A 19,244-nucleotide genomic window follows, 5' to 3' on the forward strand; every position below is an offset into this window, starting at 1 on the left:
GTTAATTTAAAAAACATAAGTGAGGAAAATTATGGGCATTATTTCATGGGTGGTTTTCGGTCTTATCGCTGGGATTTTGGCAAAATGGATTATGCCGGGTAAAGATGGCGGCGGATTCTTTATGACCATTATCTTAGGGGTTGTCGGTGCGGTAGTGGGTGGCTGGATCAGTACCTTCTTTGGTTTTGGTAAAGTTGATGGTTTCAACTTCGGCAGTTTCGTCGTAGCGGTTATCGGTGCGATTGTGGTGTTGTTTATCTACAGAAAAATCAAAAGCTAAGTAAACATACAGACAATAGAGGCCACTGATAAGTGGCCTTTATTTTGGTTACCACCACCCCAGTTCCGTGCCCAGAACCACGATGATCGCCACGCCAATCATAATAATCGTTGTTTTTTTCATCGTTATGCTCCCGGCGCAGCGTAGCCGCCAATAAAAAACCAGGATAAGAAAACGACAGCGGAAATGAAAATAATGACAGGGAAAATAATACCGAGTCGCATACGATTATCTACCAGAGTTATTTAAAGACGAGCCAGCATAGCAGGGCTTAATGTACGACAAAAGGGGTTTTATCCTGACGCTTTTTATCCTGATACATTGCGCTGTCTGCAAGATGAAGCGCACAGTTTACATCAGTCTCCAGCGGATCAATTTCCACCACACCCAGACTGGCACCAGGATAATACAGGTGAATATCACCCAGGTGGTAGTCACCGCAAATCTGCTGTTGCAGCTGATTTTTCACCTGCTGCAGACGCATAAGCTGATCAAGTTCATCTTCCGCTGACAGGCGAACGACTAAAAATTCGTCACCGCCCAGTCGACCGAGAATGTCATTATCACTACATTCACGGAGCAGGCGCTGCCCAATCTGGATCAGGAACTGGTCACCAACCTCGTGGCCAAAGCGGTCATTAATCAGTTTGAAATCATCCAAATCGATATAGGCAACAACTATCTTCTGCCTGAGGTGGCGGGCAAGCGAAAAAAGGGTCTCCAAATTTTCAAAAATTGCGCGCCGATTCGGTAACCCTGTCAGGGCATCGGTGTAGGAGTGAGCAATCAGCGCGGCGTTCGCTTCACGTAACTGAGCAACCAGCGACTCTTTTTGAATCGACTGGGCGATCAGACCGGCAAACAGATGTAATACTTGTTCTCCACGTTGGCTCAGTGCCTGCTGACGGCGGCTGGTAGCGCAGAGTGTACCGTAAAACGTTCCGTCCGGAAGATGAACGGGAGTACTTAGAAAGGTGGTGATGTCCAGTGCGCGAGCAGCGGTACATTCCGGCCAGCGTGCGGGCACGTTGTCACTGTACAGACAGTTTTCCTCAATCGCGCGTTTGCACAGCGTTTCATCCCACGGCACGGATAGCCCTTCGGGGATCTGCATTTGGCGGCTATTACGCGCATACAGAATATGCTGCAGACGGGCATCCAGATCGACCTTGGTCAGGTAGGTTGATTCCATCTCAGTCACCATCTCCAGCATCTCCAGAAGTTGGCGAACCAGACTCTCAACTGACTGCTCCGTAGCTAAGGATTGTGAGACTCTGGCAAGGATCATGTCCGACATGAGGTGAAATGCTCCTGAGTAATGATTGGGCTGACGTTGCCCGCATGATAGAACATCGAGGTGAAAGATGAAACACGCCATCCAGCTCAGAATGTAAACATAAAATGGATAGCTGACAGGAAAACATGGAGATAGATGGAAAGTCGGGGTAACCTGCCAGGATAAGGTTTTTAACAGGAGTAAATATGAAACTGGCATCTATTTTTTTGCCCGGCTTGCTGGTGCTGGCGGGGTGTACCACGGAACCGGAAGCGCCTGTGCCACCGAAAGTTGGCATGGCGAATCCAGCATCGGTGTATTGCGAACAAAAGGGCGGCTCGTTGATTGCGGTGCAGACTCCGCAAGGTGTTAAGTCTGACTGCAAACTACCCAACGGGGAAGTAATTGATGAATGGTCACTCTGGCGTAGAGATCATCCGGCAACGGCCAAGTAATACGCGGTCAGCATTGACGTAGCCACTCAGCGAGCACCAGTGCGTGGTTTTGCTGGGTATTTTTCGCTGCATACAGTAGCGTTAAGGTTTGCTGTCGGGCAATCTCTGCGAGGCGCTTTCCTTCCTGCTGCTGTTGGGCCAGCTCTGCGCGATATTGCTCGGAAAAGTGTGAAAAATCGATCAGTTCTGCGTGGAATGCTTTGCGCAATTCAGAGGATGGCGTCAGCGTTTTGTTCCATTCGTTGAAAGCAAGGTCAGTCTTTTTTATCCCGCGTGGCCACAACCGGTCGACCAACACGCGGTAACCATCACTTTTTTCTGCCGGGTCATACACACGTTTACACTGAATCTTCATCTCTTCATCCGCTCCTTTCAGCTACCGCTCAGGTATTTATCATCAACTTTATTACGGTTAAATAAGATCGTAAAACGTGACCATTATAGCATTTTGCCTGTCCTGACTCCCAATTTAAGGGATTGTGATACCACTAAAAAGTCGGTAGGCTGAGGCTCCTTATGCTGTCCCTTATTGTCAGGACACAAGGAAAGCTTAATGGAAATTTCCCCAATTAAAGATACGCTTCGCATTGCGCTGGTGGGTGATTACAGCCCCGATATTGTGGCGCACCAGGCTATTCCCCTTGCTATCGATGATGCTGCCGCCGTTCTGGAATTAGTGGCCGATTACGACTGGCTAACTACATCTGATATCAACAGCAGTGAGGACTTGATTGGCTATGATGCCATCTGGGTCGTTCCAGGCAGTCCATATCGCCATCTTGAAGGGGCGCTGATAGCGATACGCTACGCGCGTGAAAACAGCATCCCATTCCTGGGTACCTGCGGCGGCTTTCAGCATGCGATTCTGGAGTACGCCCGCAACGTGCTGGGCTGGAGCGATGCCGGCCACGCCGAGACGGACACCACGGGTCGAATGGTGATAGCACCATTGACCTGCTCGCTGGTAGAAAAAACGGATGATATTGAGCTGCGGGCCAATACGCTGATTGCCAAAGCCTACGGGCGGGATGTTATCACCGAGGGATATCACTGCAACTATGGCGTATCGGAGGATTTTGCCGCCGAGCTTGAAAGCGGCGATCTTCGGGTGACCGGTTGGGATGAGGTTGGTGATATTCGTGCCATTGAGCTGGTGACGCATCCATTTTATGTTGGCACGCTCTTTCAACATGAACGCGGAGCGCTGGCGGGAAAACCCGTGCCGTTAGTTCAGGCGATGCTGCGCGCCGCGCGCGGATAAAAAAACGGGCAGGTTGTTCACGAACCTGCCCTGTGCATTATGCGCTCGCGATCTCCCGATTGCGCCCCGCGCACAAACCAAATACCGCCATCAGCATCGCTAACACGGCGACCCCGCCAAGAGGAATCAGCCAGCTATCGTTGAGGTCGTGAATTTTCCCCATCAGTGGTGGTCCGCAGGCCGCCAGTAAATATCCGACAGACTGTGCCATGCCGGAGAGGGCAGCAGCCTGATGCGCTGAGCTTGCGCGCAGGCCAATAAAGGTCAAGCCGAGGATCATCGTCGCGCCCGAGCCAAAGCCAAACAGGATGGTCCATAGCAATGCCTGGTCGGGCATTATGGCGAATCCCGCCGCGCCGACGGCGCACATTAATGAAACCAGAGCGGCGATGGCGCGCTGATCCTTAAATCTGTTCAGGACGAGAGGAATCAATAATCCCGGCGCGGCGGTCGCCAGCTGCAGTAAACCATGCAGTGAACCGGCCTGCGACTCGCTGTAGCCGTGACTGATCAAAATAGCGGGCAGCCAGCCGATGATGACGTAGTAGATAAGCGAATTGATCCCCAGAAACAGCGTCACCTGCCAGGCGAGGCTGGAGCGCCAGATCGCGCGGGAATGCAGCGCGCGCGAGTTGCTCAAGCTGGCATTGGCCGTCTGGCGGCATTGGGGTAACCAGATAATCAGCGCCAGTAGCGGAAAGGCCATCAGTACCATCAGCGCACCGCGCCAGCCAAACCCGTTCAACGCCAGCGGTACCACAATGGCGGAACCCAGTGCCGCTGCCGCGCCCATGGTCAGTGAGTATGCGCCAGTGAGTTTCGCCACATGCTGAGCAAAATCACGCTTAATCAGTCCGGGTAAAAGCACATTGCCCAAGGCGATTCCGCAACCAATGATCGCGGTGCCGCTAAACAGGAACCCTGGTGAGGGCAGCGAACGTATCGCAATACCAGCGCAAATCAGTAGCATAGCGACACACAAGCTGCGTTCGATACCCCAACGGCGCGCAACGGCGGCAGCCAGAGGTGAAACCAGTGCGAAAGCCAGCAGTGGCAGGGTGGTCAGAAGCCCCGTCTGGGCAGTGCTCAGACCGTAATCGGCGCGAATTGCATCCAGCAACGGGGCAGCTCCGGTAAAGGTGACGCGCAATGTGGTGGCAATCATCAGGATCCCCGCGATCAGCAACGCTGCGTTCTTGCCACGGGAGGAAGGAGTATTTGTCATTTTTTTCTCATATCGTCAGGCGAGGCGATACCTTAGCGTTTTTACACAATGGATGAATCAAGCTAAAATGACAGTTTATCGCTTAAATCGGACATTTTTATGTTAGGACTGAGGCTGGATGGATATGAACCGGATCTTCACCACGATGCGGCCGTGGCGTTTTGTATTCAGGCCCGGGAAGATGAACTTTTTAGTCCGCTGCATCATCACCGTAAAGGCCAATTGATTCTGGCGTTGCATGGCGCGATCACTTGTGAGGTTGAAAATGCTATGTGGATGGTGCCCCCGCAATATGCGGTGTGGATCCCCGGTGAAATTCCACACAGCAACCACGTTACCGTTGGCGCACAATTATGCTTTTTGTTTATTGAGCCGCAGGCCGTCGTGATGCCCGATCGTTGCTGCACGCTGAAAATTGCTCCGTTGTGCCGGGAGCTTATTCTGGCGCTGGCATCCAAAACGGATGCCCAACGGCTGGAGCCGGCAACCCAGCGGCTGACGCAGGTGTTGTTTGATGAACTGCCGCAGCAACCCCAGGAGCAAATGCAGTTGCCGGTTTCCGATCACCCGAAAATTCGCAGAATGGTCGCAACGATGGCGAGAGAGCCTGCACAATGGCAGACGTTGGGACAATGGGCCAGCGTATTTGCGATGAGTGAACGTAACCTTGCTCGCCTGGTCGTCAAAGAAACGGGGTTGAGTTTTCGACGCTGGCGTCACCAGCTCCAGCTGATTCTGGCGCTGCAGGCGTTAATTGATGGTCGCAATGTACAACAGGTCGCGCAAATGCTCGGGTACGATTCGACCACGGCATTTATCACTATGTTCAAAAAAGGCCTGGGACAGACACCAGGCCGTTATCTGAACGGGCTGGCTACTGCTTCCCAACAATCAATGAGACCAGACCTGCCGCAATAAGCGGCCCCACAGGCACACCGCGAAACAGCGCCACGCCCAGTACCGTGCCCACCAGTAAACCAGCAACAAGCTGAGGCTGGCTGCCCATTAGCGTAACGCCGCGTCCGCCAAGCCAGGAGACAAATACCCCAACGGCAATAGCAACCAGTGATTTCCAGTTCACAAAGGAGTGGATGAGCGTGGAGGGCGGTAGCGTTCCGCTGGCGATCGGCGCCATGACGCCAATGGTCAGAATTATAATCCCGACGGTTAGGCCCTGTTTTTCAATCCAGGGAAAGAAGGTATTCAGAGGGGTAACACGGACAATAATCAGCACCAGAATTGAAACAGCGACAGTGGTGTTGTGGCTGACAAAGCCCAGAGCTGCCAGTCCGAGCAGGATCAGCAGAGTGACATCAAACATCGTAGTTTCCTTGCCAAAAGAAAAAATAAGCCTGCTTACTGTACGCGTAAACGCGTGACGGAACAGGCTTTTTTTAATGATTATGATTTTTTTTGGGCTAACGCACGAAGCGATGTTTTTTACTGCTAACTTGGGCAGTTATTCCGCTCTGCGGAACGGGATTAATTCCGGTTTCGCGATGCGCAGGTAATCTGCGGTATCCATGATCACGGATTTTTCCAGCATTCCGGCATTGAACGCAATTTCATTAAAACGCTCAAACAACAGCGGGTCGGCGACCAGCTTGAGATTCGGATGAAAACTGAACGGTGGGATAGCACCAAATACGCAGCCTGTTAGTTCATCTACCTCCGCCGGGCTGGCAAGTGACGCTCTCAACCCGCCAATATGGCTGGCCAACAGGCTCAGGTCCGCCTGCTGATCGGCAGAGAGGATCGCCAGAACATGCTGATTGACGCCGTTGCCTTTTACTTTGCAGACCAGCGCTTTTGCACCCTGACCCAGTGCGGTACCGCGAATTTCAGAGACAGCTTCACATTTGCCTACGGCTTCATGGCTGACTACGCGGTAGGTCGCACCGTGTTCTGACAACAGGGAGATTAAACGCTGGTGCGTTGCGTTACCTTTGTTTACTTCCGTCATGACTTACTCCTGGTACAACAATGAAAATCCTGTCAGAAAAATGATTACGCATCGGTGCGTTTTTTCTGTTTGTTCAGGTAGAGCTGTGCATCAGATGCTTTGTAGGCATCATCAATGGTGTCGTTTGGCTGCATATTATAAATTCCGACAGAGAAGCTGATTGATCTATCTTGCGCAATAATTTGTAAGTTATAGCGAATCCTCTCCAGCAGGCGGGGCGTTAATTCACTGGGGTGATCGATGAGGATAATGCAAAACTCATCGCCACCGAGGCGGATGGCATAGTCGCTTTTGCGAATGGACGTTTGAATAGCTTTGGCCAAAATGGTGATAATGCGATCGCCTTCCTTATGCCCCAACGTATCATTAATAACTTTTAGTTTGTCGCAATCAATGGCGATAAAGGTCACGAGCGTTCCCGTGTTCACCAACTGTTGCAAACGCTGCTCAAGCGCTGGCGTTAAAATTTTACGGTTGTAGAGCCCGGTCATCGCGTCACTGACATTTTCCCGTGTGACGTTGTGATACAAACGAAAATGCGTTCTGACCATATTCAACAGCAATATCGTTGCCAGTAGATAGAACGCGAATATCTTCCAGGACGAGACAATAAAGTACATAACATCAAGTGAGAGGGTGATACGTATACCGCCAGGTATGTCCTTCTCATAGTGAACATAGCGGAACAGATCGGTTTCACTTTTATGAACGAGGATCTCTTTACCTGAACTGGTATCAGAGACGGTTACGTTAAGATAACGCCAGACGAGAGGACGGTCGCTGGTATAGAAAATATTCTGTAAATTCTCTTTGTTAATATCCACCATCACCACGCCTTTTAGCTTATTGGCGTAGTAAACCGGTGTTAAAAAGCTCATCACCTTTTTCTCGGTCAGGTTATCTTCATAAATACTGGAGATCACCGTGCGGCCAGTAAAAATACCGTCAATATCATTCTGGTCGATTCCCAGCGTGCCTTTTTGCAAAAACGACCAGTTGTGTATCGCAAATTTCCGCGAGTCGATCAGGTCATAGAAATAGACGTAGTTATTTTTAAGATCGACGTAATATCGAAATTTATACTCCAGCGTCCCTAATCCCTGACCGTAATCTTTCTGCTGGCGATTAACATTGACCGCCCGGTCAAAAGAGGGCAGCAGAAAAATGTCATCAAGTTGTTCGCTACATTTTGTTGAGGTGGTCTGCAACGTACCGTGTAATGGCAGATAGTTACGCTTAGTGAGATTGAGCCCATGAGTGCCGTTAACGCTGTCGAAAGCGTTGCAAAGTGCTTTTTGCTGTTCGAGAGAAGCAGGCCCCTGAGGGGACGAAAATGTGCGCATCAGATGGGCTGCGATGCTCTGATTTGTGTACTTATCATAGAGAAACGAGGAGTCGGCTTTCTCATTGATATAGCGCATGTACGCATTCATTGCTTTATCGCTGGCAATGAGCTCATAAACCAAAAAAGAAGATGTCAAAACAATTACGCTGACGGAGATAAAGATCCTGAGCGCTTTATGATGCAATTTCATAATGATTTACAGCCCTGTAAGTCTGATACTTCAGTCTATCACAGGGCATACATCCGCTCTAACGCTACGGGCAAGGACATTTTGTAATAAAAATCATTCGCGCGCTTCACCTTTAACTCTTAATGTTGTATTTATAATGCAACTTATAGAAAGGAGACAGGCCAATGAGCGCGACTGAAAAAGCGGGTCATACATTTTTAGCCAGCCTGGGCAAAACCCGTCTGCGTCCGGGCGGCGTTGAAGCAACCGAATGGTTGTTTAGCCAGTCACAGCTGACGCCCGGCAGCCAGGTACTTGAAGTGGCGTGCAACATGGCCACGACGGCGATAGAGTTAGTTCAACGCTATGGCTGTACCGTATACGCCATTGATATGGATAAAACCGCACTGTCAAATGCAAGGAATAACGTAGCGGCAAATGGTCTGGAAAATCATATTCATGTGATGGCTGCTAACGCCAACACTCTTCCTTTTGCGGATAACAGTTTCGATGTTGTGATTAACGAAGCCATGCTGACAATGTATGCCGATAAAGCGAAGGCGAAGTTAATTGCCGAATATTATCGCGTGTTGAAGCCCGGTGGGCGTCTGCTCACCCACGACATTATGTTCACCGCCCAGAAACTGGGCGCGGGCGATCAGGGCCAGCTTGTCGATGTGGTGAAATCAAACGTTAGTCCAATGACCAGACAAGGCTGGCGTGATTTATTTCTTAACTGCGGGTTCGAACAGGTCCTGCAACAGAATGGCAACATGTCGCTGATGTCGCCGCGCGGATTAGTTCGTGATGAAGGGCTTACGGGGGCGCTAAAAATTGTGTTTAACGGCTTACGCACGAGCGAAAATCGTCGTCGTTTCCTGAAAATGTTTCGCTTCTTCCGTTCGCAACGTCATCAACTCAATTACATTGCCTGCTGCTCTGTAAAGGGAAAATAAAAAGGATAAACGGATGAATATTGATAAGATGAAAAATCAGCACCCGTAAAAAATCAGCCAGAGAAGATAACCTCTGGCTGATTTGTTTAGGTGATTAACTATTGCTGGTCGTACTTTGTTTATGAAACAGTTCGCGGAATACCGGGTAAATATCATCCTGATCGCGAATATGTTGCATCGCAAAGTTATCAAAAGTTGATTGCAGATGTTCGTATTCACGCCACAAGGTTTGGTGAGCGCGGCGAGTGATTTCGATATAGCTGTAATAGCGTACCACTGGCAGCAGTTTTTTCGCCAAAATCTCATGACATAGCGGTGAATCATCAGCCCAGTTATCACCGTCCGATGCCTGTGCAGCATAGATGTTCCATTGGGCAGGGTTGTAGCGATCTTTCACCACTTCATCCATTAACTTCAGCGCACTGGAGACAATGGTTCCCCCGGTTTCCTGAGAGTAGAAGAACTCGTGCTCATCCACTTCTTTCGCCTGGGTATGGTGGCGAATATAAACCACCTCCACGTTCTTATAGGTCCGGCTTAAGAACAAATACAGCAGGATATAAAAACGTTTAGCCATATCTTTGGTCGACTGATCCATTGAACCAGAGACGTCCATCAGGCAGAACATCACCGCCTGGCTGGAAGGGTCGGGGCGTTTTTCATAATTCTTGTAGCGTAAATCAAAGGTGTCGATAAATGGCACGCGTTCGATTTTTGCCCGTAGTTCGGCAATCTCTTTGCGTAACCGTTCCTCTTCCAGCAACTGCGCTGGTTCGCTTTTCGCGATGGTTTCCAGATCCGCTTCGAGAGCATGCAGTTCGCGACGCTTACCCGCTGTCATCGCCGTGCGGCGCGCCAGTGAGTTTTGCAGGGATCGCACCACGCTGATGTTGGCAGGCACACCGTTAGAGGTAAAACCTGCCCGGTGTGTTTTGTACTCCGTTAACTGACGCTGCTGATTCTGCTTCAGGTTAGGAAGTGCTAAATCTTCGAACAACAGATCGAGATATTCATCTTTAGAGATCTGAAAGACGAACTCATCCTGACCCTCACCATCCTGGCTGGCCTGGCCTTGTCCGCTTCCTGAACCGCCACCGCCGCCCTGTGGGCGTTCAATGCGGTCATTCTGCACAAAATGGTCGTTACCCGGATGCACGCGATGGCGCAGACCACCACGTCCCTGATGAAACATTGGTTCGCTAATATCATCAGTCGGAATAGAGACAGATTCGCCGCTATCCACATCAGTCACCGAACGCTTGTTAATGGCCTCGGAGATCGACTGTTTAATTTGCGATTTATAACGGCGTAAGAAGCGCTGGCGGTTTACCGTGCTCTTGTTTTTGCCGTTAAGACGCCGGTCAATAAACCAGGTCATAAGCCCCCCGTACTGCCAACTGTTCGCCATGTCTGTAAGTGCCGGATGGCGCTGGCGCTATCCGGCCTACGGAACATTGTTTTGCAAGCCCGGTAAGGCATGCGCCACCGGGCACTTATGTTAAGACGATTTACGTACGCGCAAATACCATTCGCACAGTAAACGCACCTGTTTACGCGTGTAGCCTTTTTCCATCATACGGTCGACAAAATCGTCGTGTTTTTTCTGCTCGTCAGTTGAGGTTTTAGCATTGAACGAAATGACCGGCAGCAACTCCTCGGTATTGGAGAACATTTTCTTCTCAATAACCGTGCGTAGTTTTTCGTAACTGGTCCAGTTTGGATTGCGACCGCTGTTATTCGCTCTGGCACGCAGAACAAAGTTGACGATCTCGTTACGGAAATCTTTCGGGTTACTGATACCCGCCGGCTTCTCAATTTTCTCCAGTTCTGAGTTCAGCGACTCGCGGTCAAACAGCTGACCGGTATCCGGGTCGCGATACTCCTGATCCTGAATCCAGAAATCCGCATAAGTGACATAACGGTCGAAAATGTTCTGTCCGTATTCGGAATAGGATTCGAGATAAGCCGTCTGGATCTCTTTGCCGATGAATTCAGCATATTTCGGGATCAAATAGCCTTTCAGGAACTCAAGATAACGCTCAGCTTGCTCCTGCGGGAACTGTTCACGTTCGATTTGCTGCTCCAGTACGTAAAACAGATGTACCGGGTTAGCTGCCACTTCGGCATGGTCAAAGTTAAAGACGCGAGAGAGGATCTTAAACGCGAAACGCGTGGACAGACCGTTCATTCCCTCATCAACCCCGGCGTAATCCCGATACTCCTGATAGGATTTCGCTTTCGGATCGGTATCTTTCAGGCTTTCGCCATCGTAAACGCGCATCTTCGAATAAATGCTCGAGTTCTCAGGTTCTTTCAGGCGAGAAAGAATGGTAAAGCGAGAGAGCGTTTCCAGCGTGCCCGGTGCGCAAGGCGCATGGGTCAGCTCACTGTGGTTAAGCAGTTTTTCGTAAATTTTGATCTCTTCAGAGATCCGCAGGCAATAAGGCACTTTGACGATGTAAACACGGTCAAGGAACGCCTCATTGTTTTTGTTATTACGGAACGTTACCCATTCGGACTCGTTCGAGTGGGCAAGAATAATCCCGTTAAACGGCAGGGCAGAGATACCTTCTGTCCCGTTGTAGTTTCCTTCCTGGGTGGCGGTCAGCAGAGGATGCAGCACTTTAATCGGTGCTTTAAACATCTCAACGAATTCCATAATCCCCTGGTTTGAGCGGCATAGTGCCCCCGAATAACCGTAGGCATCAGGATCGTTCTGGGCGTGGTGTTCGAGTTTACGAATATCCACTTTCCCGACCAGCGCAGAAATATCCTGGTTGTTTTCATCACCAGGCTCCGTTTTGGCGATAGCGATCTGCTCCAGAATAGACGGCCAGACTTTGACGACGCGGAATTTTGTAATGTCCCCGCCAAAATCGTGCAGACGTTTCGCAGCCCAGGGCGACATGATCGTACCGAGATAGCGACGCGGGATCCCATACTCTTTTTCCAGGATCTGCGCGTCCTCCTGCGGATTAAACAGGCATAACGGATGATCGTTGACCGGGCTACGTTCGCCATTGGCACTCAGGACATAAATTGGTACTCTCTGCATCAGCGACTTCAGCCGCTCAGCAAGAGATGATTTCCCCCCTCCCACAGGCCCCAGCAGATACAGAATCTGCTTCTTCTCTTCCAGACCCTGAGCCGCATGTTTCAAATAAGAAACAATTTGCTCAATGGCGTCTTCCATGCCGTAAAACTCTTCAAAGGCGGGATAGCGTGCAATTACCCGATTCGAAAAGAGTCGAGAAAGTCGAGGTTCGTGGGCAGTGTCGACCATGACAGGCTCACCAATAGCCATTAATAGCCGCTCTGCCGCGTTGGCATAAGCACTGCGATCTTGCCGACAAGTGGTAAGAAACTCCTGCAGCGTGAACTCTTCGTCCTTGGCAGCTTCATAACGCTGGCGATAGTGATCGAATATATTCATGGTATGCCGTCCTTTCGTATACTATGGGAACATTTTGATTTAATACTTTTAGCGTAGTTCTTCAACGGGATAAAAATTATGCTCCGTCCTATATGTTATGAGCGAGTATCGTCCATTCAGCAAATCGAAGGGGGAGGTGGTCTGGATGACCAACGTTCAGCATTGGAAGGTTATTTAGATAGAAATGCTGATAAATTCAATAATGAAAGAATATTCATTCAGGATAGGGGGGTTAGTGCGTTCAAAAACTCCAATATATCATCGGAGTCACAACTTGGGATATTTTTGCAAGATGTACAAAACCGCAAGTACGGCGAAGGTGACGCACTCATTGTGATGTCGCTTGACCGCATTAGTCGCCGTTCCAGTTGGGCAGAGGACACCATCAGGTTCATCGTGAATAGTGGGATCGAGGTTCACGATATTTCTGCCAGTACAGTGTTACGGAAAGATGATCCGCATTCAAAACTGATAATGGAATTGATACAGATGCGTTCTCACAATGAGTCGCTTATGAAGTCTGTACGTGCTAAAGCTGCATGGGACAGAAAAATCATGGAAGCGGTCAAGAATGGTACGGTGATTTCTAACAAGATGCCAATATGGTTGAAGAACGTCGATAACAAGTATCAACGCATTGAAGAAAAGGTAAATCTGATAAGACACTGTTTTGAATGGTACAAACATGGTCTTAGTACTGGTGAAATAATCAAAAAAATTGGAGATCCAACGCTTCAAATGGTCACGGTTTCTCGATGGATACGGGATCGTCGCTTGCTGGGGGAACATGTACGGTACAACGGTGAGGTTGTTCACAATGCATACCCAAAAGTCATTGATGAAGATTTATTCATTACAGCCAATAGGATGATGGACCGCGTTATGCTGGAAAAAAGAAAACCAGCAGATGATCTGTTACTTGAACCAGCAGTAGTACAAGAGATTTTTAGACTCTATGAAAGTGGTATTGGAACTGGTGCCATCGTTAAACACCTATCAAAAGGATGGAGCACTGTTAATGTATTGAGAGTATTAAGAGATAAAGGAGTAGTTAAACAAAAAATTATCGATAATCTAACATTTGAGCGAGTAAATCAGAAACTTTCACAAAATGGTGTTGCTAACCGTATTCGAAAAGATATAACTATTGCTCAAGATGATTATATTACTAACTTATTTCCTAAAATTCTCAAGTGTGGTTGTTGTGGGGGGAATATCGCAATTCACTATAACCATGTAAGAGTAAAGTATATAATCTGTAGAAACAGGGAAGAAAAAAAGATCTGTGATTCAAAATCAATTCAATACTTAAGAGTAGAAAAGAACATACTCCAGTTAGTAAAAAATATAGATTTTAACAAGCTAATGTCTGAAGGGGTGTTAGATAGAGGATCAATAATTGATGGTATCAGGGAAGAACTAGCAACATTACGGAAGGAAGAACAGAAATATATTGATAAAATAAAGAAACGTAAATCTGAGGGTAAACTGGCTGGGATTCATTTGAGTGAAGGTTTAACAGAGATACAGGATAGGATTGAAGAATTAGACAAAGAGATCATTAAATCCCAAGATATAAAAGAAATACCGAAACTCGATTTTAACATTGAGGAAGTACTTGATCCTATGAATGTAGAATTGCGTGCTAAGGTACGTAAAGAACTTAGGTTAGTACTAAAATCAGTTAAATATAGGGTAATTTCTAAGTCTATTTTTGTTAGTCTTGAATACTATACAAACGTTCTTGCACATGTAATTGTGATTAATAATCAACGTGGTGGTGGTGATGTGCAAACTGAGTTTTCTATAGAAGAACATGATGAGAATAGAGTTTACCGAACTGATTCATTTGCTTTAAGTTATAAAAATGGGGATGAAGTACCAAAGTTTCATACATTTGAAGGCATTCCGATAAATAACTTTGAGTATCTAAAATTGCGGGATCTTATTGAAGAGGTTGAAGGTAATGGGATCGTTGCAAGTTGGATGAACCGTAACTATGATTTTATTTTTAATCCCTCAGACACGGTCCGAAGTAGTGACTAAGAGATATTGTTACAACGCTTCGAGCTATTTTTTTCTTGACAGGAATGAATCGTTTTTATATGATGCTCCAATTGGCGGTTTGTTGCCATGACAAATGTAAAAATTAATCCCCCTATCGCAAATTAGGTGCAAGGTCATATTCGCTTATATGGCCTCATTTCCTATAACTAACAAAAAGGATACACAATGAATATTACACAAATTGAAAAGTACTTCACCAATGATGCAGCAGTAGAGGAGCAAGATAAAGAAATTTGGATTAATGGTAGTATTGTTTATAGCTGTAAGGATGGAATTGAAAATGATAGTACTAACCAAGTAACCCAATTTGGTAAAGCAATTCAAACTGTATATGTATGTGATGAAGTTCGTGTACAACACAATCACCATGATGATAGTTTCTATTTCCATACAAATAAAAATGAACTATTTTTATATACTGGCAATGAAGTATTACCCACAGAGTATATGAACTTTATACAATGTGTTTTAGCCCTAAAATAGTAAGTAATTACTAAATACTCCTAAGAACACTATTTAGGAGAATATAATGTACAATCTACTCACAACACTTTCAGTACTGCTAATCGGCTTTTTTATAATGGTTACTGGCTTTATTGAATGGCTCTTTTTGGGCTTTTTAGTATGGTTAGGACTGTGTTTGATAGCTGAAATAATAAATATTGTTAGAAAGGAGTAGATTGCAAAAAAAGAATAAGATTTTTGGGGTAAAACACTGTTTCTGGAATATAATAGATATATCGGGCATTAAAAACATTCGTTTCTAGGATAATTCCTATCTCCATTTGCCCCATGTTTTAAATCCCCAGTGATAAATAAACATATAGAAAAACATATATCTCCATAGAAAAGCCCCTTGTGACATTGGGGCGATTCTTTGGATTTAAAAAAGAGGAAAATGTATAGCATGAATCAAAAGAAAGACAAACAGATCAACGTACGTGTAAGTGAATTCCAATTAGAAGTACTACAGAAGATAGTAGATGATGGAAAAGCAAAAACACAAAGCGGTGCACTAATTTACTTAATTAACCAGTACGGAGTACTTGGAAAATAAAGTAAAGCAATAGGTTTAGTACTTCACTTTAGCACAAAGTACACACATCAAAGTACTACAAGGAATGTTAGTACTTATTTTCATGGACGATATAACAATGGAAAAAATCAACAACCTAAAAGGACAAACTAACCTACCACTATATAAAGAAGCTTATACCAAGTGGAATGATATGCACTCAAGAGTACGAAATAATAAGAATTACAGTACAGTTACTATCAGTAATGAATGGTATACCTTTAGCAATTTCTACTTTTGGTTTGTAGAGAATTATACGGGCAGTAAAAGCCACTTAGACAAGGATATAAAAGGAGGAAGGGTGTACAGTGCTGATAACTGTATATTGATGCCTGGTAGAGTTAACCAGATGTTCAAAGGTGACTATGGAAGTGTAGGTAAAGGCGTACGAGTACAGAGTAATGGACGTTATCAAGCACAAGCAACATGGGATGGTGAATATAAATCATTTGGCACTTATGATACATCTGATGAAGCTACGGCAGCATATGAAGTAGCACGTAAGAAAAGACTTTATGATCTATCAGTACAGTACTCACAATATCCAGAACTAAGTGCAGTACTACTAAGTTTATCTAAGTAATAAAAAATGGGGTAAGTACTCGAAATACTTACCCCATTGGAATTAATCAACATAACATATCTATTTATTAGGAATTAACATGGCAGGAAAAAAACAACAAAAAGATAACTCGGAATTTTTAGCCGTCGCTGGGAATTTTTCAAAGTACAGTGATCTCACACAAGACGCAAAGAACATCATTAACGATGTAATAGCGAGTAGTTCAGGTAAGAACCGTTATCCAGTGAAGAAAGTATATTATATGCTTTATCACTGTACTGTAATTGAACGCAGTAAGGTTTTATATCATCTCCAAAGATATTGGGGTTTACATGAAAAAGATAAGAATCCACCAAGTGATGATACGGCTCGTAAGTACGTTACCATTCTTAACAAGCTTGCAGACGAGTTACCAAAGGCAATCAATAGCGGTGTGAAGTTATTCAAGAAGGTAGAAGACGGCAAACACTATATGACTCCAGTACAGAAACACGAGATTGATACGATGTTTAATAATGGTGCATCGATTGAAAATATTATGAAGAAGATGCAAGGATATATGGAATGATCTTGCGAGAAACAAGTATCGCAACATGCGATATATTGAGAGGAAAAAGTATCGCAAGATGTATCGCAAGATACACAAGGATTATCGTAATAGTATCTAAAGATGGTAAAGCAACAGTAATATCAATGACTTATAATGCTATCTTGAGATATTTTATACCCCATCTTGCGATACCTTGGGTTCTCAAGATGAGTAAAAGTATCGCAAGATGGGGTGTTTTATCGCATGTTTAGGTATGTAAAACACAGTAATATCAATGAGTTATTGGTGGCGTGTCCCATCTTGCGACCTATATTAATATTATTTTTCTCATTTACATAACCAGTATAAATGTCTTACTTCTATTTCAGTCTCAGAGAGCCTAATTTCGCTTTGCTCATTAGTCTCTATAAAACTCAAAATGGAAGATTGGTAACTTGCGTTTTTCTCGTTAGTACTCGAAAGAACGCGGCGTGACTTCTTTCCTTGCTCCGCTATGGAACCCCATGTACTACTGAAGATATAACTGATTCACAGTACTGTTAGAGTACAACTGATTGAAAGTAATTCCCCTACGTACTATCAAAGTGATTTATTCAAAGCCTCTTGTAGTCGGCACGCAGTGAACACGCAGCCCCGCGAAGTGTGAACGGGTTGCCATTAATCGAACCAGTACCGAAGGAGTACAAACCATGACCGACCACCACAAGCAAGTATACGACCGTATAAAGAACTACTTACCACAAAGGAGATAATGACATATGAGTACATGGCAACAAATACGCAAGGCACATAAAGGGCAGGGGATGAAATCAAATGGCCTTTACACTACACCTAAGAAATCACCACTCAGTGATACACCACCTGTAGGGGAAGCTCTAAAGGAAGCCATACAGGACTACATACGCCACTACAAGACGACCAACGGCAAAAGGCCATCAACCCCCCATCTAAACCGTAAATACGCTATAAGAGCTACACAGGCGTTTTATAAAGGATTATCAAATGAATAAACTAACGACCTATCACCATACAAGAGGAATACTATTTTACGACAAAGTACGCCAACTTAGATACGCCGTGAATAAAAAAGGTATAACAGTAAATACAGAAAATATTGAAGGTACGCCCGAATACTTTCTAAACTTATCAGAAGAAGAGTGCTTCCAACAATCTCTAGTACGGGATGATTTGGAAGAACTTATATACATGTCAAATATAATTATCAATGGAGTAACCATTATGGAAATCAAAGTAATCAACAACAACCCCAACAACTTTAGAGCACTAATCAATGGTTCATTGAAACTATCAATACATCATACAGATGGTGTACATGCTATGGATGGTCTACCTAATGTTCATCTATTAGAACAGTATTGGAACAGTGGTGTACTCTAAAATGCGTACTTGCGGCAGAGCTTACGGGCAGAAACCCCGGCTTCAGCTACGCTGAGGGGACTGATGATCTGTTCGACGGAAAAACGCTTCTTCATGGGGATGTCCTCATGTGGCTTATGAAGACATTACTAACATCGCGGTATATTAATCAACGGGGAGCAGGTCAGTGTATTAGATTCGGCTAAGATGAATACTATTAAACAAGAGATTATCGATAACGTAGATTATAAAGGGTGGCAGATATCCGCAAACGTAAACGGGTATATCTCAGGTATTGCTCTTGGTAACTCCGGTACTGAATCAGTATTCACAGTTATAGCGGATCGCTTTAGCTTGATTAGTTCTAGTGGGGCAAGTGAAACTACACGTAACTATCCTTTCGTAGTAGATGCCAGTACGGGCACTACTTATATGAAATCGGCAATGATTCAGAATGCCAGTATTAACGGTGCTCAGATAGCAAACGCAACTATTCAAACTGCTAATATAGCAGATGGTTCTATTAACAATGCTAAGATTCAAAATGGTTCAGTTACTAACTTGAAGATAGGCAATGAAATCTATAGTAATAACTATGTATGGAATAGTACTGGATGGTATTTGGGTAAAGATGGTGGTATGTACTTGAATGGTACGGCAGCAGATGGGCGTATGACGCTATCACCACAGGGTATAAGCGTTTATGATCAATGGGGTACACTACGTGTACGTCTAGGGCAACTATAAAAACAATTAAGGGGCATAATGCCCCTTTCTTATTTGTTAACTAATTGTTTTACTATATCATTTAAACGATTTGGTGTCTGACGATACCATAGAGAATCTTTAGCCTGTTTAATTGCTTCCTTATAGTCCTGTACTTTTAGGGCGGCAATCATCTTTTTGAATTTCTTAGTACCTGCTAAACCTAATTGAAACACCATAATGATCATGAAATCTTCCCAATCTTTCGGGAGTGTAAGACCAAGTGTTTTTACATCTTTCATAGTACGGTCAATATCCCATGCCAATAATAAATCGGCATCCATTGGGGTAATACCTGATTTGAATTTTTCACGTTCATGGTTTTGTACTAAATGCCCGTAGCCTATCGTGTCGTATCCTTCAGTATCTTTATACATCCAGAATTTACCTTGTTTAAAATATCCACGTGTTGCTTGGTACTCTTTCGTACCTTCATAGTTAATTAATCGATCTTTTAAGTCCATTGCTAAATACCTTTATAAAAA

22 protein-coding genes and 1 pseudogene are annotated in these 19,244 nt (G+C 45.4%); 12 read left to right on the forward strand and 11 right to left on the reverse strand.

Annotated elements, in window-relative coordinates; translation table 11 throughout:
• Positions 1-31: 31 nt before the first annotated feature.
• Entirely contained in the window at positions 32-280 is a 249-nt protein-coding gene (locus OGY71_RS11750; RefSeq protein WP_003832440.1) for a GlsB/YeaQ/YmgE family stress response membrane protein, read from the forward strand.
• Between the two features lie 48 nt (positions 281-328).
• On the opposite strand, the gene yoaJ is transcribed toward OGY71_RS11750, so the two are convergent.
• Genes yoaJ through OGY71_RS11765 form a run of 3 tightly spaced genes read right to left on the reverse strand, consistent with a single transcriptional unit; the run spans position 329 to position 1,577 of the window.
• Positions 329-403 (reverse strand): protein YoaJ, encoded by a 75-nt coding sequence (gene yoaJ, locus OGY71_RS11755; RefSeq protein WP_095533175.1) that lies wholly within the window; start codon positions 401-403, stop codon positions 329-331.
• 2 nt (positions 404-405) lie between these two features.
• Positions 406-504 (reverse strand): YoaK family small membrane protein, encoded by a 99-nt coding sequence (locus OGY71_RS11760; RefSeq protein WP_032941789.1) that lies wholly within the window; start codon positions 502-504, stop codon positions 406-408.
• A 47-nt stretch (positions 505-551) separates the two neighbouring features.
• Positions 552-1,577, reverse strand: coding sequence for a sensor domain-containing diguanylate cyclase (locus OGY71_RS11765; protein ID WP_003832442.1), 1,026 nt, complete (start codon positions 1,575-1,577; stop codon positions 552-554).
• 185 nt (positions 1,578-1,762) lie between these two features.
• Between OGY71_RS11765 and OGY71_RS11770 the strand changes: the two genes are divergently transcribed.
• Positions 1,763-2,011 carry a putative hemolysin gene (locus tag OGY71_RS11770; RefSeq protein ID WP_003832443.1) on the forward strand — a complete coding sequence of 83 codons (249 nt, stop codon included), beginning with the start codon at positions 1,763-1,765 and terminating at the stop codon, positions 2,009-2,011.
• 7 nt (positions 2,012-2,018) lie between these two features.
• On the opposite strand, the gene OGY71_RS11775 is transcribed toward OGY71_RS11770, so the two are convergent.
• Entirely contained in the window at positions 2,019-2,366 is a 348-nt protein-coding gene (locus tag OGY71_RS11775; protein ID WP_003832445.1) for a DUF488 domain-containing protein, read from the reverse strand.
• Between the two features lie 198 nt (positions 2,367-2,564).
• Here OGY71_RS11775 and OGY71_RS11780 point away from each other — a divergent pair, with 198 nt between their 5' ends.
• Complete coding sequence (locus OGY71_RS11780) at positions 2,565-3,272, forward strand: CTP synthase C-terminal region-related (seleno)protein (protein ID WP_003832447.1); 708 nt, start codon at positions 2,565-2,567, stop codon at positions 3,270-3,272.
• 37 nt (positions 3,273-3,309) lie between these two features.
• Here the strand turns inward: OGY71_RS11780 and OGY71_RS11785 are convergent, their stop codons facing one another.
• Positions 3,310-4,497: a CynX/NimT family MFS transporter gene (locus tag OGY71_RS11785; RefSeq protein ID WP_003832449.1), complete on the reverse strand. Its 1,188-nt coding sequence runs from the start codon at positions 4,495-4,497 to the stop codon at positions 3,310-3,312.
• Positions 4,498-4,596: 99 nt separating this feature from the next.
• Between OGY71_RS11785 and OGY71_RS11790 the strand changes: the two are divergent.
• Positions 4,597-5,395: pseudogene (locus OGY71_RS11790) on the forward strand (AraC family transcriptional regulator).
• On the opposite strand, the gene OGY71_RS11795 reads toward OGY71_RS11790, so the two are convergent.
• The 3 genes from OGY71_RS11795 to dgcJ all read right to left on the reverse strand — a co-directional run bounded on the left by OGY71_RS11795 (position 5,372) and on the right by dgcJ (position 7,995).
• Positions 5,372-5,818, reverse strand: coding sequence for a DUF441 domain-containing protein (locus OGY71_RS11795; protein WP_003832453.1), 447 nt, complete (start codon positions 5,816-5,818; stop codon positions 5,372-5,374). The pseudogene OGY71_RS11790 and the gene OGY71_RS11795 sit on opposite strands and share 24 nt — an antisense overlap.
• 138 nt (positions 5,819-5,956) lie before the next feature.
• A complete protein-coding gene (locus OGY71_RS11800; RefSeq protein WP_003832455.1) occupies positions 5,957-6,460 on the reverse strand; it encodes a YbaK/prolyl-tRNA synthetase associated domain-containing protein in 504 nt (167 codons plus the stop codon).
• A 44-nt stretch (positions 6,461-6,504) separates the two neighbouring features.
• Positions 6,505-7,995, reverse strand: a complete 1,491-nt coding sequence (dgcJ, locus tag OGY71_RS11805; protein ID WP_003832456.1) for a diguanylate cyclase DgcJ — start codon at positions 7,993-7,995, stop codon at positions 6,505-6,507.
• Between the two features lie 164 nt (positions 7,996-8,159).
• Between dgcJ and OGY71_RS11810 the strand changes: the two genes are divergently transcribed.
• Positions 8,160-8,930 carry a class I SAM-dependent methyltransferase gene (locus OGY71_RS11810; RefSeq protein ID WP_286613351.1) on the forward strand — a complete coding sequence of 257 codons (771 nt, stop codon included), beginning with the start codon at positions 8,160-8,162 and terminating at the stop codon, positions 8,928-8,930.
• Positions 8,931-9,024: 94 nt separating this feature from the next.
• Here OGY71_RS11810 and OGY71_RS11815 read toward each other — a convergent pair whose 3' ends face one another.
• Positions 9,025-10,308 carry a YeaH/YhbH family protein gene (locus OGY71_RS11815; protein ID WP_003832459.1) on the reverse strand — a complete coding sequence of 428 codons (1,284 nt, stop codon included), beginning with the start codon at positions 10,306-10,308 and terminating at the stop codon, positions 9,025-9,027.
• Positions 10,309-10,428: 120 nt separating this feature from the next.
• Positions 10,429-12,363: a protein kinase YeaG gene (yeaG, locus tag OGY71_RS11820; RefSeq protein ID WP_003030707.1), complete on the reverse strand. Its 1,935-nt coding sequence runs from the start codon at positions 12,361-12,363 to the stop codon at positions 10,429-10,431.
• A 78-nt stretch (positions 12,364-12,441) separates the two neighbouring features.
• Here yeaG and OGY71_RS11825 point away from each other — a divergent pair, with 78 nt between their 5' ends.
• From OGY71_RS11825 to OGY71_RS11855, 7 genes are all read left to right on the forward strand, one after another.
• Positions 12,442-14,409, forward strand: coding sequence for a recombinase family protein (locus OGY71_RS11825; protein WP_284884746.1), 1,968 nt, complete (start codon positions 12,442-12,444; stop codon positions 14,407-14,409).
• Positions 14,410-14,595: 186 nt separating this feature from the next.
• Positions 14,596-14,913 (forward strand): hypothetical protein, encoded by a 318-nt coding sequence (locus OGY71_RS11830; RefSeq protein ID WP_286613353.1) that lies wholly within the window; start codon positions 14,596-14,598, stop codon positions 14,911-14,913.
• Positions 14,914-15,584: 671 nt separating this feature from the next.
• Positions 15,585-16,088: an AP2/ERF family transcription factor gene (locus OGY71_RS11835; RefSeq protein ID WP_284884748.1), complete on the forward strand. Its 504-nt coding sequence runs from the start codon at positions 15,585-15,587 to the stop codon at positions 16,086-16,088.
• Between the two features lie 79 nt (positions 16,089-16,167).
• Complete coding sequence (locus OGY71_RS11840; RefSeq protein ID WP_284884749.1) at positions 16,168-16,635, forward strand: hypothetical protein; 468 nt, start codon at positions 16,168-16,170, stop codon at positions 16,633-16,635.
• 740 nt (positions 16,636-17,375) lie between these two features.
• Entirely contained in the window at positions 17,376-17,627 is a 252-nt protein-coding gene (locus OGY71_RS11845; RefSeq protein ID WP_284884750.1) for a hypothetical protein, read from the forward strand.
• Positions 17,620-18,015 (forward strand): hypothetical protein, encoded by a 396-nt coding sequence (locus tag OGY71_RS11850; RefSeq protein ID WP_286613356.1) that lies wholly within the window; start codon positions 17,620-17,622, stop codon positions 18,013-18,015. The genes OGY71_RS11845 and OGY71_RS11850 overlap by 8 nt, the downstream gene beginning before the upstream one ends.
• Positions 18,016-18,201: 186 nt before the next feature.
• Positions 18,202-18,741 carry a phage tail tip fiber protein gene (locus OGY71_RS11855; RefSeq protein WP_286613358.1) on the forward strand — a complete coding sequence of 180 codons (540 nt, stop codon included), beginning with the start codon at positions 18,202-18,204 and terminating at the stop codon, positions 18,739-18,741.
• A 29-nt stretch (positions 18,742-18,770) separates the two neighbouring features.
• On the opposite strand, the gene OGY71_RS11860 is transcribed toward OGY71_RS11855, so the two are convergent.
• Positions 18,771-19,223 (reverse strand): glycoside hydrolase family protein, encoded by a 453-nt coding sequence (locus OGY71_RS11860; RefSeq protein WP_286613360.1) that lies wholly within the window; start codon positions 19,221-19,223, stop codon positions 18,771-18,773.
• Positions 19,224-19,244 lie beyond the last annotated feature (21 nt).

The organism is Citrobacter sp. Cpo109 (genome assembly GCF_030332565.1).
Taxonomy (GTDB): Bacteria; Pseudomonadota; Gammaproteobacteria; order Enterobacterales; family Enterobacteriaceae; genus Citrobacter; species Citrobacter portucalensis.

What these genes read in the sequence shown, in the direction of transcription:
- OGY71_RS11770 (WP_003832443.1), top strand. Translation starts at nt 1,763, where the DNA reads ATGAAACTGGCATCTATTTTTTTGCCCGGCTTGCTGGTGCTGGCGGGG.
- OGY71_RS11835 (WP_284884748.1), top strand. Translation starts at nt 15,585, where the DNA reads ATGGAAAAAATCAACAACCTAAAAGGACAAACTAACCTACCACTATAT.
- OGY71_RS11775 (WP_003832445.1), bottom strand. Translation starts at nt 2,366, where the DNA reads ATGAAGATTCAGTGTAAACGTGTGTATGACCCGGCAGAAAAAAGTGAT.
- OGY71_RS11815 (WP_003832459.1), bottom strand. Translation starts at nt 10,308, where the DNA reads ATGACCTGGTTTATTGACCGGCGTCTTAACGGCAAAAACAAGAGCACG.
- OGY71_RS11765 (WP_003832442.1), bottom strand. Translation starts at nt 1,577, where the DNA reads ATGTCGGACATGATCCTTGCCAGAGTCTCACAATCCTTAGCTACGGAG.
- OGY71_RS11845 (WP_284884750.1), top strand. Translation starts at nt 17,376, where the DNA reads ATGAGTACATGGCAACAAATACGCAAGGCACATAAAGGGCAGGGGATG.
- OGY71_RS11760 (WP_032941789.1), bottom strand. Translation starts at nt 504, where the DNA reads ATGCGACTCGGTATTATTTTCCCTGTCATTATTTTCATTTCCGCTGTC.
- OGY71_RS11860 (WP_286613360.1), bottom strand. Translation starts at nt 19,223, where the DNA reads ATGGACTTAAAAGATCGATTAATTAACTATGAAGGTACGAAAGAGTAC.
- OGY71_RS11795 (WP_003832453.1), bottom strand. Translation starts at nt 5,818, where the DNA reads ATGTTTGATGTCACTCTGCTGATCCTGCTCGGACTGGCAGCTCTGGGC.
- OGY71_RS11750 (WP_003832440.1), top strand. Translation starts at nt 32, where the DNA reads ATGGGCATTATTTCATGGGTGGTTTTCGGTCTTATCGCTGGGATTTTG.
- yeaG (WP_003030707.1), bottom strand. Translation starts at nt 12,363, where the DNA reads ATGAATATATTCGATCACTATCGCCAGCGTTATGAAGCTGCCAAGGAC.
- OGY71_RS11780 (WP_003832447.1), top strand. Translation starts at nt 2,565, where the DNA reads ATGGAAATTTCCCCAATTAAAGATACGCTTCGCATTGCGCTGGTGGGT.
- OGY71_RS11855 (WP_286613358.1), top strand. Translation starts at nt 18,202, where the DNA reads ATGAATACTATTAAACAAGAGATTATCGATAACGTAGATTATAAAGGG.
- dgcJ (WP_003832456.1), bottom strand. Translation starts at nt 7,995, where the DNA reads ATGAAATTGCATCATAAAGCGCTCAGGATCTTTATCTCCGTCAGCGTA.
- OGY71_RS11840 (WP_284884749.1), top strand. Translation starts at nt 16,168, where the DNA reads ATGGCAGGAAAAAAACAACAAAAAGATAACTCGGAATTTTTAGCCGTC.
- OGY71_RS11785 (WP_003832449.1), bottom strand. Translation starts at nt 4,497, where the DNA reads ATGACAAATACTCCTTCCTCCCGTGGCAAGAACGCAGCGTTGCTGATC.
- OGY71_RS11810 (WP_286613351.1), top strand. Translation starts at nt 8,160, where the DNA reads ATGAGCGCGACTGAAAAAGCGGGTCATACATTTTTAGCCAGCCTGGGC.
- OGY71_RS11825 (WP_284884746.1), top strand. Translation starts at nt 12,442, where the DNA reads ATGCTCCGTCCTATATGTTATGAGCGAGTATCGTCCATTCAGCAAATC.
- OGY71_RS11850 (WP_286613356.1), top strand. Translation starts at nt 17,620, where the DNA reads ATGAATAAACTAACGACCTATCACCATACAAGAGGAATACTATTTTAC.
- OGY71_RS11830 (WP_286613353.1), top strand. Translation starts at nt 14,596, where the DNA reads ATGAATATTACACAAATTGAAAAGTACTTCACCAATGATGCAGCAGTA.
- OGY71_RS11800 (WP_003832455.1), bottom strand. Translation starts at nt 6,460, where the DNA reads ATGACGGAAGTAAACAAAGGTAACGCAACGCACCAGCGTTTAATCTCC.